The organism is Muricoccus pecuniae (assembly GCF_014199205.1).
GTDB lineage: Bacteria > Pseudomonadota > Alphaproteobacteria > Acetobacterales > Acetobacteraceae > Roseomonas > Roseomonas pecuniae.
In genome coordinates this window covers 15531-29296 of sequence record NZ_JACIJD010000010.1, presented here as the reverse complement: position 1 = coordinate 29296, position 13766 = coordinate 15531, and the positions used below count along the sequence as shown (strand labels likewise).

Annotated in this window: 14 protein-coding genes and 3 tRNA genes; 9 read left to right on the top strand and 8 right to left on the bottom strand. The window is 71.8% G+C overall.

The annotated features are described in order from the left end of the window. Positions 1 to 111 precede the first annotated feature (111 nt). Positions 112 to 194: transfer RNA gene (locus tag FHS87_RS11975), tRNA-Tyr, on the bottom strand. Positions 195 to 550: 356 nt separating this feature from the next. On the opposite strand from FHS87_RS11975, the gene FHS87_RS11970 reads away from it, so the two are divergent. The 3 genes from FHS87_RS11970 (at position 551) to FHS87_RS11960 (ending at position 2615) form a co-directional block, all read left to right on the top strand. Beyond that, positions 551 to 1420: a TrmH family RNA methyltransferase gene (locus FHS87_RS11970; protein WP_376766437.1), complete on the top strand. Its 870-nt coding sequence runs from the start codon at positions 551 to 553 to the stop codon at positions 1418 to 1420. Continuing rightward, positions 1420 to 2214 carry a 2-keto-4-pentenoate hydratase gene (locus FHS87_RS11965; protein ID WP_184518383.1) on the top strand — a complete coding sequence of 265 codons (795 nt, stop codon included), beginning with the start codon at positions 1420 to 1422 and terminating at the stop codon, positions 2212 to 2214. The genes FHS87_RS11970 and FHS87_RS11965 overlap by 1 nt, the downstream gene beginning before the upstream one ends. A 140-nt stretch (positions 2215 to 2354) precedes the next feature. Then, positions 2355 to 2615, top strand: coding sequence for a hypothetical protein (locus FHS87_RS11960; RefSeq protein WP_184518381.1), 261 nt, complete (start codon positions 2355 to 2357; stop codon positions 2613 to 2615). Positions 2616 to 2913: 298 nt separating this feature from the next. Here FHS87_RS11960 and FHS87_RS11955 read toward each other — a convergent pair. Then, positions 2914 to 2985, bottom strand: a tRNA-Thr gene (locus FHS87_RS11955). 143 nt (positions 2986 to 3128) lie between these two features. Between FHS87_RS11955 and FHS87_RS11950 the strand changes: the two genes are divergently transcribed. The 4 genes from FHS87_RS11950 (at position 3129) to FHS87_RS11935 (ending at position 7420) form a co-directional block, all read left to right on the top strand. Beyond that, a complete protein-coding gene (locus FHS87_RS11950) occupies positions 3129 to 3482 on the top strand; it encodes a hypothetical protein (RefSeq protein WP_184518378.1) in 354 nt (117 codons plus the stop codon). Positions 3483 to 3908: 426 nt separating this feature from the next. After that, a complete protein-coding gene (locus tag FHS87_RS11945) occupies positions 3909 to 4142 on the top strand; it encodes a hypothetical protein (RefSeq protein WP_184518375.1) in 234 nt (77 codons plus the stop codon). A 65-nt stretch (positions 4143 to 4207) separates the two neighbouring features. Continuing rightward, positions 4208 to 6403: an excinuclease ABC subunit UvrB gene (uvrB, locus tag FHS87_RS11940; protein WP_184518372.1), complete on the top strand. Its 2196-nt coding sequence runs from the start codon at positions 4208 to 4210 to the stop codon at positions 6401 to 6403. A gap of 126 nt (positions 6404 to 6529) precedes the next feature. After that, positions 6530 to 7420: a YihY/virulence factor BrkB family protein gene (locus FHS87_RS11935; protein WP_184518369.1), complete on the top strand. Its 891-nt coding sequence runs from the start codon at positions 6530 to 6532 to the stop codon at positions 7418 to 7420. Between the two features lie 19 nt (positions 7421 to 7439). Here FHS87_RS11935 and FHS87_RS11930 read toward each other — a convergent pair whose 3' ends face one another. The 6 genes from FHS87_RS11930 to FHS87_RS11905 all read right to left on the bottom strand — a co-directional run bounded on the left by FHS87_RS11930 (position 7440) and on the right by FHS87_RS11905 (position 12124). Then, entirely contained in the window at positions 7440 to 8351 is a 912-nt protein-coding gene (locus tag FHS87_RS11930; RefSeq protein WP_184518366.1) for an SAM-dependent methyltransferase, read from the bottom strand. After that, the gene (locus tag FHS87_RS11925; RefSeq protein WP_184518363.1) at positions 8348 to 8713 is read right to left on the bottom strand and encodes a DUF423 domain-containing protein; all 366 of its coding nucleotides are present in this window, start codon (positions 8711 to 8713) and stop codon (positions 8348 to 8350) included. The genes FHS87_RS11930 and FHS87_RS11925 overlap by 4 nt, the downstream gene beginning before the upstream one ends. A gap of 67 nt (positions 8714 to 8780) precedes the next feature. Next, complete coding sequence (locus FHS87_RS11920; protein WP_184518360.1) at positions 8781 to 9011, bottom strand: DUF2171 domain-containing protein; 231 nt, start codon at positions 9009 to 9011, stop codon at positions 8781 to 8783. A 79-nt stretch (positions 9012 to 9090) separates the two neighbouring features. Then, positions 9091 to 10302 (bottom strand): hypothetical protein, encoded by a 1212-nt coding sequence (locus FHS87_RS11915; RefSeq protein ID WP_184518357.1) that lies wholly within the window; start codon positions 10300 to 10302, stop codon positions 9091 to 9093. Continuing rightward, on the bottom strand, positions 10302 to 11252 hold the full coding sequence (locus tag FHS87_RS11910; protein ID WP_184518354.1) for a metal ABC transporter solute-binding protein, Zn/Mn family: 951 nt from the start codon (positions 11250 to 11252) through the stop codon (positions 10302 to 10304). The genes FHS87_RS11915 and FHS87_RS11910 overlap by 1 nt, the downstream gene beginning before the upstream one ends. Positions 11253 to 11332: 80 nt before the next feature. Next, the gene (locus tag FHS87_RS11905) at positions 11333 to 12124 is read right to left on the bottom strand and encodes a hypothetical protein (protein ID WP_184518351.1); all 792 of its coding nucleotides are present in this window, start codon (positions 12122 to 12124) and stop codon (positions 11333 to 11335) included. Between the two features lie 119 nt (positions 12125 to 12243). Between FHS87_RS11905 and pip the strand changes: the two genes are divergently transcribed. Together pip and FHS87_RS11895 are read left to right on the top strand one after the other, a co-directional pair. Continuing rightward, positions 12244 to 13209 (top strand): prolyl aminopeptidase, encoded by a 966-nt coding sequence (pip, locus tag FHS87_RS11900; protein ID WP_184518348.1) that lies wholly within the window; start codon positions 12244 to 12246, stop codon positions 13207 to 13209. A gap of 54 nt (positions 13210 to 13263) precedes the next feature. Beyond that, a tRNA-Arg gene (locus FHS87_RS11895) sits at positions 13264 to 13340 on the top strand. Positions 13341 to 13766 lie beyond the last annotated feature (426 nt).

The following is a 13766-nucleotide window of genomic DNA, read 5'->3' as shown; positions in this document are numbered from 1 at the left end:
TTGGGGGCGCATTAAGGCTGGAACTCTACCATTGAGCTACACCCGCCCACTGGACCCGCGATTCGGGATGAACCGCCGCGCGCACCGCGCCTGTCGGGGGAATGGGACACATGGAGGGGGTTGGATTCGAACCAACGTAGGCGCGAGCCAACGGATTTACAGTCCGTCCCCTTTAGCCACTCGGGCACCCCTCCACAGGGTGTCCCCAACCCTAACGGGCGGGAGCCGGCGGACTATCCGAGAAGTGGTGAGGCTGTCAACGTGATGCGTGCGGGTCAGCAAGCACGGGCGGCAGGCACGGGGCGCTTGCGATGGGCGCCGCGATTTGCAGGATGCCGCCATGTCACCACCCCGCAGGCCGCAAGGCCCCCGCTCCTTCCAGCCCCATGGTGGCCCGTCCCAGGGCGGCGCCTCCCCTGGCGGCCCCAACGGCCAGCCCCCGCGCCCGCGCGCCTTCGACGGCAAGCGAGGCTGGAAGGGCGCCGCTCCCCCGGCCGATGAGGCCCCGCGCGGCGGCCAGCCCGGCTTCCGCGCCCCCGGCAAGTCGCCGGTGGCCCCGCACAAGGCCCGGTTCGGCGCCAAGCCCGGGGAGGAGCGCGGCCCGCGCCAGGGCGCCCCGCGTCGCGAGGGCACGGACTCGCCGCGCCCCCGTCCCGATCCGGCGGCGCGCCGGGAGGAGGACCGCGCCCCCGCCAACACCATCTGGCTGCACGGTCTGCACGCCGTGGCGGCCGCGATCCTGAACCCGCGCCGCCGCCTGCGCCGCCTGCTGCTCACCCCCGATGCCGAGGCGGCGCTGACGGCCCGCTTGCCGCCCGGCAGCTTCGCCGCCCGCAAGCTCCAGCCCGAGCGGGTGGAGGACCGGGCCCGGTTCCACACCTTCCTGCCCGAGGATTCCATCCACCAGGGGGCGGCGCTGCTGGCCGAGCCCCTGCCCGGGGTGGCGCTGGACGATGCGCTGGCCGCCTCCCCCGGCCCGGTGCTGCTGCTGGACCAGGTGACCGACCCCCGGAACGTGGGCGCCATCCTCCGCTCCGCCGCCGCCTTCGGCGCCGCGGCCGTGGTGGTGCAGGACCGGCACGCGCCGCCGGAGACGGGCGCGCTGGCCCGCGCCGCCTCGGGGGCGCTGGAGATCGTGCCGATGGTCCGGGAGGTGAACCTCGCCCGCGCCATCCGGCACCTCCAGGACGGCGGCGCCTGGGTGATGGGGCTGGCCGGCGAGGCGACGCGGACCCTGGCCGAGGCCAAGCCGTCGGACCGCCGGGTGGGGCTGGTGCTGGGCGCCGAGGGCGGCGGGCTGCGCCGCCTCCAGCGCGAGACCTGCGACGAGCTGGTGCGGCTCCCGATCGGTGAGGCCATGGAGAGCCTGAACGTGGCCGCCGCCGCCGCGGTGGCCCTCTACGAGATCGGGCGGGCCTGATGGCCGCGCCGGGAGATCGGCCGGGCGCGACGGACCCGGTCGCCGCGCGGATCCTGGCCGACCGCCGCGCGCGCCGGGGCTTTCCCGACCTCGGGGCGGAGGCGCCGGCCGATGTGGCGGCGGGCTACGCGCTGCAGTTCCGCCTCGCGCAGGCCATAGGCGCGGTTCCCCCGGCCGGCTTCAAGATCGGCGCGACGGCGAAGGGGATGCAGGCCTATCTCGGCCTGGAGCATCCCTGCGCAGGCTTCTGCCCGGCCGAGGGAATCGCGGCGGGCTCCGGGCGTTTCCGCTTCGCCGACCTCCATCAACCCGGAGTGGAGTGCGAAATCGGCATCCGGCTCGGCCGCGACATCGCCCATGGCGCCCACACCCGCGAATCGGTCGAGGATGCAGTGGAGCACGTCTTCGCCGCCATCGAGGTGGTGGACCAGCGCTACGGCGACTTCATCGCGCTCGGCGCGCCCGGGCTCATCGCGGACAGCGTGTTCCATGCTGGCGGGGTGACCGGCGCTCCCGCCTCGGGCTGGCCGGGCCTGGACCTGCCGGCGGCGCGCGGCCGGTTGCTGGTGGACGGCGTGGAGCGGGCGGCAGGCACGGGCGCCGAGCTGCTGGGCCACCCGATGGAGGCGCTCGCCTGGCTCGCCTCCTCCCCGGCGGCGGAGATGTTCGGCGGACTCCGGGCGGGGCAGGTCGTGTTCCTCGGCTCGGTCACCCCGGTCATCTGGCTGGACGGCCCCTGCGAGGTGACGGCCGGCTTCGACCTGCTGGGCGAGGCCACCGCACGATTCGTGTGAATCCGGCGAGGCGGGCCGGGCATATCCGGCCAGATCCCCCGGCGCTCACCAAGGGTTAACCTATCGGGCGGAGAGTGCGGACTTGCACCCGAGAGGGGCGACACCGTGCCAGGAGGGCTTCCGGAAAAGGAAAACCACCCGTGCACTCCGTCCAAAACTCCGGGGAGAGCGCGCATGTCCCGAGCGCGTGGCACGCCCTGCCCGACGAGCTGCAGCTGACGCTGTCGCGTGAGGCCCTGCGCCGGGCGGCGGAAACACTGGCCGAGCATGCCGAACTACTGGCCGCCGAGATGGAGTCCGGCACCCTGCTGGACCAGGGCGGGCCGGAGGCGCTGCGCCTCTTCGCCGCCGTCGTTCGCGCCACCAACCGGGACGGCTTCGCAACGGTCGGCACTGCCTGAACTCTCAGCCGGACGCGGCTGCATCCCCGCATGCAGCCCCATCGTCCCCGAAAGGGACCGGCACACGCGACTCCATCACTGTGCCCACCCCGTCGCGCGGGATGAGGGGGCCGACCGGAAGGAATGCTTCCCATGTTGATCTTGTTCCCGACCATCCTCGGGGCGCTCATCGCCGCCCATCTGGCCGCTCGCGTCGCGCAGACCCGCTTCGACGAGTTCGAGGGCCTGCCCAGCCTTCCCAAGGGGAGCTAGGGCTCCAGAGCGGGGCGCATCCGGCCCTGGCCCTGAGGCAGGGCGGTGCCGGGTGAGGGGATCGAACCCCCGACCTTCGGTTTACAAAACCGCTGCACTACCGCTGTGCTAACCCGGCAGGGCCGAGCCCGTCTTCTAGACCATACCGCACGCCAAGCGAAGCCCGCCCCGGCGGGGTTCAGAAGAGGCGGACTCTGGAACAAAGCTCGAACAGCAACTATATTGGCCGGGATCATCACCGACAACCAGGAAGAGTCGACCATGGCCTCCAAGCCAGCCCAGGCCGCGCAGCGTCGCGCGCCCTCTCCCCCGCGCGTGGCCTTCAACCGGCTCGGCGCCGTGATGCAGCGCGGCGCGAGCCCGGACCGCATGGCACGGGAGGTGGACGCCGTGGTCGCCCAGCTGCGGGAAGCCGGCGATGCCGAGGAGGTGCAAGCCTGGCTGGAGGAGCTGCGCGACGGATTCGCCGAGAGCGCGGAGGCAGCGGCCGAGGCCGTCGACGAGGTCGACAGCCAGGAGAAGGCCGCTCGCCGGCACGCGGAGAACGCCGCCCAGGCCATGGCCGCGACGCGCGACGCCTTCGCCCGCCACCTCGCCGAGCCCGCCGCGGCCTGAGCGGGGTGGCAGCCGAGGTCCAGGTAACCCGGCGCGCGCGGGCCGAGGATGCACTAAGCTCGCCTCCCACCCTGCGCGATAGTCCCGTGAGCGAAGACGCCTACCCCGTCCCTGTCCCCCGCGTCTGAGAGTGTCGTTCGCTGTGCCCGCAGCTATGTGGAACTCGGCGCGGGAGGCAGCACCTGCCTTGCTGCCTCCCTGGTTGAAGGGCCGGTCGTCTCGGTCGATGCATCCACCGAATGGCTGGACGAGGTGGCGCGGGCCTGTGCCTCCCGGCCGGGCTGGACGCAGCCGCGCCTGCTCCATGCCGATATCGGCCCGACCGGCGACTGGGGACGCCTTACGGATCCTGCCACCCGGGACCGCTAGCCGGGCTATCATGAGGCTCCCTGGACGATACCGGGCGCCGAAGCTGCCGACCTCTACATGGTGGATGGCCGGTTCCGCGTGGCCTGCGCCATGCAGGTCCTGCTCCGCTGCCGGCCGGACGCGGTGCTGGTGATGCATGATTTCAGCTCCCACCGCGAGTACCATGTCGTGCGCGGCTTCGCGCGGGAGCTGGCCATCGCGGAGGACTTCTCCGTCTTCCAGCGCCGCCCCGACTTCGACGTGGAGAAGGCGCGGCAGACCCTCGCCCGCTATGCCTTAGACCCCGGCTGAGCTCTTCCCCGGCCCGGCCGAAAAGGGCTGAAAACCCGCCCCGTCCCCCCTATGTTCCGGGGACCATGGATACCCTCCCGCCGATCCTGTTCCAGCCGATCCGCCGGCCCGCGCCGGCGGGGGGCAAGGCCCTGAAGGTCGTCTCCCCCTATGAGCCCGCCGGCGACCAGCCGCGCGCCATCGGAGAGCTGGTGGAGGGGCTGAAGCGGCAGGAACGGGACCAAGTGCTGCTCGGCGTCACCGGCTCGGGCAAGACCTTCACCATGGCGAAGGTGATCGAGGCGGTGCAGCGCCCGACCCTCATCCTCGCGCCGAACAAGACGCTCGCCGCCCAGCTCTACGGGGAGATGAAGTCCTTCTTCCCCGAGAACGCGGTCGAGTACTTCGTCTCCTATTACGACTACTACCAGCCCGAGGCCTATGTGCCGCGGACGGACACCTATATCGAGAAAGACGCTCAGATTAACGAGCAGATCGACCGTATGCGCCACTCCGCCACCCAGGCGTTGCTGGAGCGGCGGGACGTTGTGATCGTCGCCTCGGTCTCCTGCATCTACGGCATCGGCTCGGTCGAGACCTACGGCAACATGACCGTGAAGCTGGAGCTCGGCGGCCGGATCGACCGGGACGTGCTGGTGAAGGCGCTGGTCGAGCTGCAGTACCGCCGCAACGACACCGCCTTCCAGCGCGGCACCTTCCGCCTGCGCGGGGAGACGGTGGATGTCTGGCCCTCCCACCTTGAGGACCGCGCCTGGCGCATCAGCCTGTTCGGGGACGAGGTGGACGGGCTGCGGGAGTTCGACCCGCTGACGGGCGAGGTGGCGGGCGAGATGGAGCGCGTCGCGATCTACGCGAACAGCCACTACGTCACCCCGCGCCCGACGCTCATCCAGGCCATCCGCGACATCAAGGAGGAGCTTCGCGTCACGCTGGCGCGGCTGCAATCCGAGGGCAAGCTGCTGGAGGCCCAGCGGCTGGAGCAGCGCACCACCTTCGACATCGAGATGATGGAGACGACCGGCGCCTGCAAAGGCATCGAGAACTACTCCCGCTACCTCTCCGGCCGCGGCCCCGGCCAGCCGCCCCCGACCCTCTTCGAGTACCTGCCGGAGAACGCGCTGCTGGTCGTGGACGAGAGCCACGTCACCATCGGGCAGATCGGCGGCATGGCGCGGGGCGACTTCGCGCGGAAGTCCGTGCTGGCCGATTTCGGCTTCCGCCTGCCCTCCTGCATGGACAACCGCCCCCTCAAGTTCGAGGAGTGGGAACAGTTCCGCCCGGCGACGCTCTTCGTCTCCGCCACCCCCGGCGCCTGGGAGATGGAGCGCACCGGCGGCAGCTTCGCCGAGCAGGTCATCCGCCCCACCGGCCTCGTCGATCCCACCACCGAGATCCGCCCCGTCGAGCGCCAGGTGGACGATCTTCTCGCCGAGTGCCGCGAGGTGATCGCCCAGGGCGGCCGCGTGCTCGCGACCACGCTGACCAAGCGCATGGCCGAGGACCTGACGGAGTACATGACGGAGACGGGCATCAAGGTCCGCTACCTCCATTCCGACGTGGACACGCTCGAGCGCATCGAGATCATCCGGGACCTCCGCCGCGGCGTCTTCGACGTGCTGGTGGGCATCAACCTGCTGCGCGAGGGCCTCGACATCCCGGAATGCCGGCTGGTGGCGATCCTGGACGCGGACAAGGAGGGCTTCCTCCGCTCCACCACCTCCCTCATCCAGACCATCGGCCGCGCCGCGCGCAATGCCGAGGGCCGCGTGATCCTCTACGCCGACAAGATGACGGACAGCCTGCGCCGCGCGCTGGAGGAGACGGAGCGCCGCCGCGCGAAGCAGATGGCCTGGAACGAGGCGCACGGCATCACGCCCCAGACCATCCGCCGCGACATCGCCGACGTGCTGCAATCCGTCTACGAGCAGGACTACGTCACGGTCGAGGCGGTGGAGGGCGACGCCACGGCCGAGTTCGTGGGCAAGGACCTCCGCGCCAGCATCGCGGAGCTGGAGCGCCGGATGCGCGCCGCCGCCGCCGACCTGGAGTTCGAGACGGCCGCCCGGCTGCGCGACGAGATCAAGCGGCTGGAGAACCTGGAGCTCGGGCTGGACGCCCCTCCCCCCTCCGGACACGAGGCCCGGGGCAAGGCAGATTGGCGACCCAAGCCCCTGGGGCCGGGCGGCGGCGGCTACGACCCGGACAAGCGCGCCACCCGCACGGCCTCACGCGGGGCGCCGCGGCGGAAGAAGGCGGGCTAGGGCCGCCCTTCCCGCCCGGCTCGGCGGCTCGGCAGCCACACCGGCGCGAAGCTTCTTCCCGCCTTGCAACCGGGGCCATGCTTCCCGCTTCTCACCCTGACGCAGCAGGAGGCCTTAGAAGCGGAAATGTTCGGCAGGGCGTGGAGGCTCATCAAGGACGCGCTCTCAGGCTTCGTCGAGCATGAGGCGATGACGCGGGGTGCCGCCATTGCCTGCTACACCCTTTTTTCCATTGCGCCGCTGCTCGTCGTTTCCGTCGCCATCGCCGGTTTCTTCTTCGGCCAGACGATGGTGAACGAGGCCGTCTCCGCGCAGCTCACCGGCCTCGTCGGCAAGGAGGGGGGACAGGCGATCGTGGAGGTGATGAAGGGCAGCTCCGGCGAGACCGGCGGCAAGGGCCTCGCCGCGCTGATCGGCTTCGGCATCCTTTTCGTCACGGCCTCAGGCGTCTTCGCCGAGCTTCAGGGCGCGCTGAACGTCATCTGGCAGGCCGAGGCGCGGCCGGTTTCCGTCACCGCCCTCGTCAGGGCCCGCGCCCTCTCGATCGGGCTGGTGGGGGCGACAGGCTTCCTCCTCCTCGTCTCGCTGCTCGTCTCGGCCCTTCTCTCGGCTTTCGGCGGCTGGATCACCGGCTTCCTGCCGGCGTTGGAGGTCCTGCTGAAGGTGATGAACTTCATCGTCAGCCTCGGCATGGTCTCGCTGCTCTTCGCCGCCATCTATAAGATCCTGCCGGACCGGGAGCTGGCCTGGCGGGACGTGGCGGTGGGCGCGGTTATCACCGCCTTCCTCTTCAGCCTGGGGAAGCAGATCATCAGCTGGTATATCGGCGGCAGCGGCATGGCCGAGAGCTATGGCGCGGCGGGCGCGCTGATCGTCGTCCTCGTCTGGGTCTACTACTCCGCGCAGGTCTTCCTTCTCGGCGCGGAGTTCACCCGGGCCTGGGCGGCGCGGGAGGGGGCCTGGAAAGGCAGCATCCCGCGCAAGGTGGCCGAGCCGATCGGCGCCGACGCGCCCTGAACCTGCCCGCCCCGGCGGATCAGGCAGGCCAGGCGAACATCAGCTCGTGCTTGTTGTAGCCGCCGTGGAACACCCGTCCGCCGGGGATGGCAGCGAAGGCGGCAGCGGTGTCATGGTCCGTCACGCCCTGGAACTTGATGGTCACCACGATGTTCCGCGCCGCCCCTGCCTCCATCCATCGCCGCACAAGGCCGAGGAGACGGGCGGGGTAGCAGATGACGTCGCTGAACAGCCAATCCACCGGGAAAGGATCGAGGCCGAAGGCGCTCTCCTTCCGCACAGTCACGTTCGGCAGGGCGGCGACGCCGGGGTCCATCTCGGCCTTGTCCACGGCCGTGACCTCGGCGCCGAGCCGCGCCAGCGCCCAGCTCCACCCGCCCGGCACGGCGCCGAGGTCGAGGCAGTGCTCCCCAGCCCCGGGCCAGCGGCCGATGCGGGTCAGGGCTTCCCACAGCTTGAGATAGGCCCGGCTGGGCGGCCCCTCCCGGTCCTCGATGAAGACCGGCGCGCCGTTCACGAAGGGGCTGCTCTTCGTCGGGCTGGCGAGGAGCCGGTCCTGCGCGAGCAGCGTCCAGGCCCCGAGATGGGAGGTCGGCGGCATCTGGGGGAAGGCGATCGGCTTCGGGCGCAGCGGCGGCAGGGCGTCGCGGATGAGGGCGGCGCGGCGGTGGTGCAGCACGTCCAGCAGCGCCCAGTTGCGCTGGATCGCGCGCAGCGCGTCGGCCGCGGCGCGGATGGAGGGCACCGGGATTTCCCGCGGTGCGTCCCAGACATCCAGGGCCCAGGGCGTGGCGTTCGGGCCTTCGGGGGCAGGATCGAGGGAGAGGGCGAGCGGCCCGTGCCAGCCGCCGAGGCGCCGCCCGGCGCGGCGCAGGTCCTCCGCCAGATCCGCCTCGAACCCTTCCGCCGCCAGATAGGCGGAGCGGATCATGCGCGGTTGGTCAGGGCCGAGACGGCCAGCAGGAGCCAGCCCAGCATCAGCAGCATCCCGCCCGTGGGCGCGACGGAGCCGAGGCTGCGGCCGGTGATCGCCACGGTCCAGACGGCCCCGCAGAAGAGCAGCATCCCCGCCAGGAAGGCGGCCCCGGCGCCGTTCACCAGCCAGCCGCCCCAGCGATCCGCCATGATGCCGGTGGCGATGAGGGCCAGGGCGTGCCAGCCCTGCTGGGTCAGCGCGTTGTCCACCATGCGCGTGCGCGCGGGGTCCAGCGCCAGCCCGTGGGCGGCATAGGCCGAGAGGCCGACGGCCAGGAGGCCGGCGAGCGCGCCGGCGGCGATCCAGATACGGAACATGAAGGAGAGTTAGCAGAACGGCCCGGCGCGGGGGAGGCTTGCCCCTTCCCCGCGCCGGACCGCCCTGTCAGGCGTCGTCTTCCAGCGTCAGCGCCACATCGGCATTGGCCGAGAGGCGCACGCGGCCGTCCTCGATCCCGGCGACCAGGCCGGCGGAGACGTAGTGGTGCTTGCCGTCATGCGAGTCGTTCTTGGTGAGCTTGATGCGGTCGCCCTCCACATGGTCGACCGTGCCGACATGGACGCCGTCGGCGCCGATCACCTCGGCATGCTCCTGGATGCTGCTGATATCCGTCATGACCTGTCTGTCCTGTGAGACCGCTGCTGGAACGCGGGGGCGCGGCGGCGGTCAGGCACCGGGGACGATCACAAGGCCTTCAGAAGCGGGCTCGCCAGCCCAGCACGGCGATGACCGCGTCGGCCTTGTCCTCGCGGCTCTCGCCGCCGACCGTGCGCTGGTAGCCGACATCGAGGCGGAAGTTCAGGGGCAGGTCGCGCCCGACAGAGGCCTCGAAATAGCTCGCGCGGGGCACGGGATTCTCCGTCCGCTTCCGCTCGTCCCGCTGGAAGCCGACCGTGGCCCGCCAGGGGCCGTGCCGGGTCCGGGCCCCGACCGTGGTGAAGCGGCGCCGCTCGCTGGACGTGACCTCGGTGAACTCGCCCGTGCTCCCGCCGAAGTCGTCGAGAATTTCCGGCCCGGCCTCGCGCGGGTTGCCGCCCGCGCCGCGGAACTGCACGAATTCCCCGAAGAGAAGGGTGCGCGTGTCCTGCGCCCAGCGGATCTCGTGGCGCAGCCCGGCGACGAAGCCCGTCTCCCGCTTCGTCCCGTCCACCCCCGGCCCGCGCGAGAGAAGCGCGAGATGGTAGGAGGTGTTGGGCAGGAAGGGCATGTTGTCGCCGTCCAGGGCGATGGCGACGTTGTCCATTTGCCCCGTGTTCCCTGGCCCGCCTTGCCGCCGCGAGTTGCGGGAGAAGCGCTCGAAGTCGCCCTCGCAGCAGCGCTTGCGGGTGAAGGCGGTCTCGCTGAGCGGGCTCGTATCGAAGCCGAAAACGGCCACGGAGATGTCGTGGTCCCCGTAGCGGGCATCGGAGATGTAGGTCGCCGTGCCGCCGAAGCCGACGCTCTCGCGGATGAGGTAGACCTCATGCGCCCGGACATCGAGCAGCAGGCCGGGGAAGTCGTGGTGCCCGCGGCCGAAGGGGGCGGAGAACTTGCCGCCATAGACCGTCAGCCGGTCCGTCGGCCGCCAGTCCAGGCGGAGCTGCTCGATATAGGCCGCCTGGTAGCGGAAACCGGCGGTGCCGCCGTTCGGCTCCGTCTCGCCCACCGGCTCGATGTGGATGACGTTCTGAACAGACCATTCGGGCGAGAGGAAGAAGCCGGTCGCGATCTCGCCCCGGGCGAAGATGTTCGTGCCCCGCTGGCGCCGGTCCGTGGCGGAGGTGGTGGAGAGGGAGAAGAGGCGCAGGTCGGCCTCCCCCGCGACCTGGGGATAGAGGTTCACCCCGGCCTCGGGCGCGGCCGCCACCTGCGCCACGGCGGGCAGCGCGGCGGCCGCGAGGGCGGCCGTGAGGAAGAGCGCGCGCATCAGGCGTCCCCCCGCATGGCCGGGACGATCAGGCCGGTATTGTGCCGGATCAGCGCCTCATAGGTCGGGGCAGGGCCGTCGGGCGGGGAGAGCGCGTCGGAATAGAGGCGGCCGCGCGGGCGCAGCCCGGCCTCCCGCGCCAGGCGGTCGAGCGTGGTGGTGGCGTGCATGTTTTCGACGAAGACGGCCGTGATCCCCTCTGCCCGGATCTGGCGGATGAGGGCCGCCACATCGGAGGCGGAGGGCTCGGAATGCGTGCTGATGCCCTGGGGAGCGAGGAAGCGGATGCCGTAGGCAGCGCCGTAATAGCCGAAGGCGTCGTGGCTGGTGACCACCTTGCGCCGGGCCTCGGGCACCGCGCCGACGGCGGCGCGCATCTCGGCATCGAGCGCCGCGAGCCGGGCGGTATAGGCGGAGGCGTTGCGGGCGTAGAGGGCCGCATTGCCGGGATCGGCCGAGGAGAGCCCGGCCGCGATAGCGCGGACATAGAGCTGGACGTTGCGCGGATCCCCCCAGGCATGGGGGTCCGGCGTGCGGGAGGGTTCCACGGCATGGGTGCGGCGGCGCGAGGCGCCGCTGTCATGCGAGTGGCCGTGGTCATGCCCGCCCTCGGAGGCCCGGACCGTGACACCGCCGCTCGCCGTCACCGTCTGGCCGCGGAAGCCCGCGGCATTGGTGAGGCGCCCGAGCCAGTCGTCGTATCCCAGGCCGTTGCGGACGAGCACGGCGGCGCCCCGCAGCTTCTCGGCGTCCGAGGGGCGGGGCTGGAAGTCGTGCGCGTCGCCGTCCGGCCCGACAAGGGTGACGAGGGCGAGCGGCCGCTCCCCCGCGACCTGGCGGACGAGGTCGCCGAGGATGGAGAAGCTCGCGACGACGGGCAGCGCGGCCTGGGCGAAGGCGGGGCGGATCGCGGGAAGCGACAGGGCGGCGAGCAGGGCACGGCGCTGCATGGGTGGGCTCCGAACGTTATAACGTAACCTAAACCACCCCGCATAAATCCGACAAGGCCGCCCCAGCCATGTCAGGCCCTTCAGCCGCGCCGCCAGAAGCCCTTGATGCGGTCCCAGAGGCTCGTCCCGCGCCGCGCGATGCTCGTCTGGCTGGCATGGGGCCGGCGTGAGGGGGGAGGCAGGGCGCTGGCCACGGTGTGGCGGCCGGCGTCGCGCATGGCGATCAGCCGCTGCTCCAGCGCGATCACGCCCGCCACCGCATCTGGCGGGTGGGTGGCGGCGAGCTGGTCGGCGGTTGTGCCCGCATCCTCGAAGGCCTCGGCGCGGCGGAGCGCATCGACCACGCGCACGGTTTGCTCGGCATCCAGCGGCGGGCCGGCGCGCCAGAGGGCGACCGCCTCCCCTCTCCAGGCGCGGGCGAGGTCGGGCTTGCGCGCGTCATCCGCCGCCCAGGCCGCCTGGAGCGTGGCCTCCGCCGCCGCGTGCAGCGCGCCCGTCTCCTCCAGCACATAGGCATAGGCGAGGAAGCGCCGGGCGAGCGGCGGGTGGGTCGCGTCCGCGATCAGCGCGCGGAAGGGCGCCGTTCCCACGGCCTCGATCGCGGCGGGATGGGCATGGGCGATCTCCGGCGCGACATAGCCGCAATGCGGGCACTGCTGCAGCCAGGAGGCCATGGTCCCCCGCAGCGGCTCCCCCGGGCGCAGGTCGAGGTCCGGCGCGCCTTCGGGCGGGACGGGGCGGAAGCGGGACTGCCGGCTCTCCGTGCCGCAGACAGCGCAGCGCACCTCGGCCGGGCGCGCGGCGCCGGTTCGTGGGCCCGGCTGGGGGCCATTTCGGGCGGCGTGGAACGGGCCGGGCGTGGGGCGTGACATCACGCCGTAAACTTAGGTGCGCGCGGGCCCTGCGCGAAGGGCCGATGATCCGTCAAAACGCGGCATCGCGACGATCGCACCCGTTGCGCCACCGCCATCCCTTGCGCCAAACAGAGGCCATGCCGCGCGGCGACCTTTTCCCCGATATCGCACCCTATGAAACCGGGCTGCTGCCGCTGACCCACACCGGGTCGGGCGGGCCCGGGCACGTCATGTACTGGGAGCAGGTGGGCAATCCCCGCGGCCAGCCCGTGCTGTTCCTGCATGGCGGGCCGGGTGCCGGCGCGGGCGCCGTTCACCGCCGCTTCTTCGACCCCCAGCACTGGCGCGTGGTGATCTTCGACCAGCGCGGCGCCGGCCGCTCCCGCCCGCTGGGCGAGCTGCGGGAGAACACGACCCCCCTGCTGGTGCAGGACATCGAGACGCTGCGCCGCTTCCTCGGCATCGACCGCTGGCTGCTCTTCGGCGGCTCCTGGGGCTCCACCCTCGCCCTCGCCTATGCCCAGTCCTTTCCGGAGCGCGTGGCGGGCTGCGTGCTGCGCGGCGTGTTCCTCGGCCGCGCGGACGAGGTGGATTGGTTCCTCTACGGCCTGCGCCGCGTCTTCCCCGACGCCTGGGCCGCCTTCGCCGAGCACGTGCCGGCCGCCGAGCGCCACGATCTCCTCGGCGCCTATCTCCGGCGGCTGACCGATCCCGACCCGACCGTCCACCTCGCCGCCGCCCGGGCCTGGAGCAACTACGAGGGGCTGTGCAGCACCCTGCTGCCGAGCCCGGAGATCGTCGCCTCCTTTGCCCAGGACCGCTCCGCCCTCGGCCTCGCGCGGATCGAGGCGCACTACTTCGCCCACGACCTCTTCCTCCCGCCCGAGGGACTGCTCGCCCGGATGGACCGGCTGGCCCATGTGCCGGCCGAGATCGTGCAGGGCCGCTACGACATGGTCTGCCCGCCCACCTCCGCCTTCGAGCTGGCCGAGGCCTGGCCCATGGCCCGCCTCACCGTCGTGCCCGATGCCGGCCACTCCGCCCTGGAGCCGGGGGTGCGGACGGCGCTCGTCTCGGCCGTGGAGCGCTTCCGGCGGCGCTGAGGCAACCGGCGGGCCTTTGCCGCCGGCCGCGGGGGCGCTACTGTACGCCTGCGTGTCTCCGTAGCTCAGCAGGATAGAGCACGGGATTCCTAATCCCGGGGCCGTGGGTTCGAATCCCGCCGGGGACACCATTCCTTCCAACGAATGATCCTGCTTCAGGCTTTTCGTAACGTCCCTGCCTGTGGCACCCAGCCGCGCCACACGCGACGGCTGACATTCCCGTTCCGTTCCTCGTGCGCCCCTGCGCGACCCCTCACTTCCGGGCTTGTATCCCGGCGCCTCTCCAGCCGCTGCTCGGCCCCCACCTCGTCCGCCCGACCCAGTCCGGGCGGCTTGCCGACGCACGGGTCATGATCCCACCCCTCCGCGCGAGGTATTCGAAAGGCGCTTCGGGGCCGCCTGACGGTTCATCCAAGCCCAGGGCTCCTCGTCGGAGGAGAAATTGCGCGAGATCCTCGCCACCCGTCCGTACCGGCGGTTCATGAGCGGAAGCGCCTCCCTCGGCCAAGGCTGGCGAGAAGGAAGCTTCCTGGCACCCGCCAATGTGCAACGACGAC

What these genes read in the sequence shown, in the direction of transcription:
- FHS87_RS11935 (WP_184518369.1), top strand. Translation starts at nt 6,530, where the DNA reads ATGTTCGGCAGGGCGTGGAGGCTCATCAAGGACGCGCTCTCAGGCTTC.
- FHS87_RS11930 (WP_184518366.1), bottom strand. Translation starts at nt 8,351, where the DNA reads ATGATCCGCTCCGCCTATCTGGCGGCGGAAGGGTTCGAGGCGGATCTG.
- FHS87_RS11925 (WP_184518363.1), bottom strand. Translation starts at nt 8,713, where the DNA reads ATGTTCCGTATCTGGATCGCCGCCGGCGCGCTCGCCGGCCTCCTGGCC.
- FHS87_RS11910 (WP_184518354.1), bottom strand. Translation starts at nt 11,252, where the DNA reads ATGCAGCGCCGTGCCCTGCTCGCCGCCCTGTCGCTTCCCGCGATCCGC.
- FHS87_RS11965 (WP_184518383.1), top strand. Translation starts at nt 1,420, where the DNA reads ATGGCCGCGCCGGGAGATCGGCCGGGCGCGACGGACCCGGTCGCCGCG.
- uvrB (WP_184518372.1), top strand. Translation starts at nt 4,208, where the DNA reads ATGGATACCCTCCCGCCGATCCTGTTCCAGCCGATCCGCCGGCCCGCG.
- FHS87_RS11945 (WP_184518375.1), top strand. Translation starts at nt 3,909, where the DNA reads ATGGTGGATGGCCGGTTCCGCGTGGCCTGCGCCATGCAGGTCCTGCTC.
- pip (WP_184518348.1), top strand. Translation starts at nt 12,244, where the DNA reads ATGCCGCGCGGCGACCTTTTCCCCGATATCGCACCCTATGAAACCGGG.
- FHS87_RS11950 (WP_184518378.1), top strand. Translation starts at nt 3,129, where the DNA reads ATGGCCTCCAAGCCAGCCCAGGCCGCGCAGCGTCGCGCGCCCTCTCCC.
- FHS87_RS11920 (WP_184518360.1), bottom strand. Translation starts at nt 9,011, where the DNA reads ATGACGGATATCAGCAGCATCCAGGAGCATGCCGAGGTGATCGGCGCC.
- FHS87_RS11905 (WP_184518351.1), bottom strand. Translation starts at nt 12,124, where the DNA reads ATGTCACGCCCCACGCCCGGCCCGTTCCACGCCGCCCGAAATGGCCCC.
- FHS87_RS11915 (WP_184518357.1), bottom strand. Translation starts at nt 10,302, where the DNA reads ATGCGCGCGCTCTTCCTCACGGCCGCCCTCGCGGCCGCCGCGCTGCCC.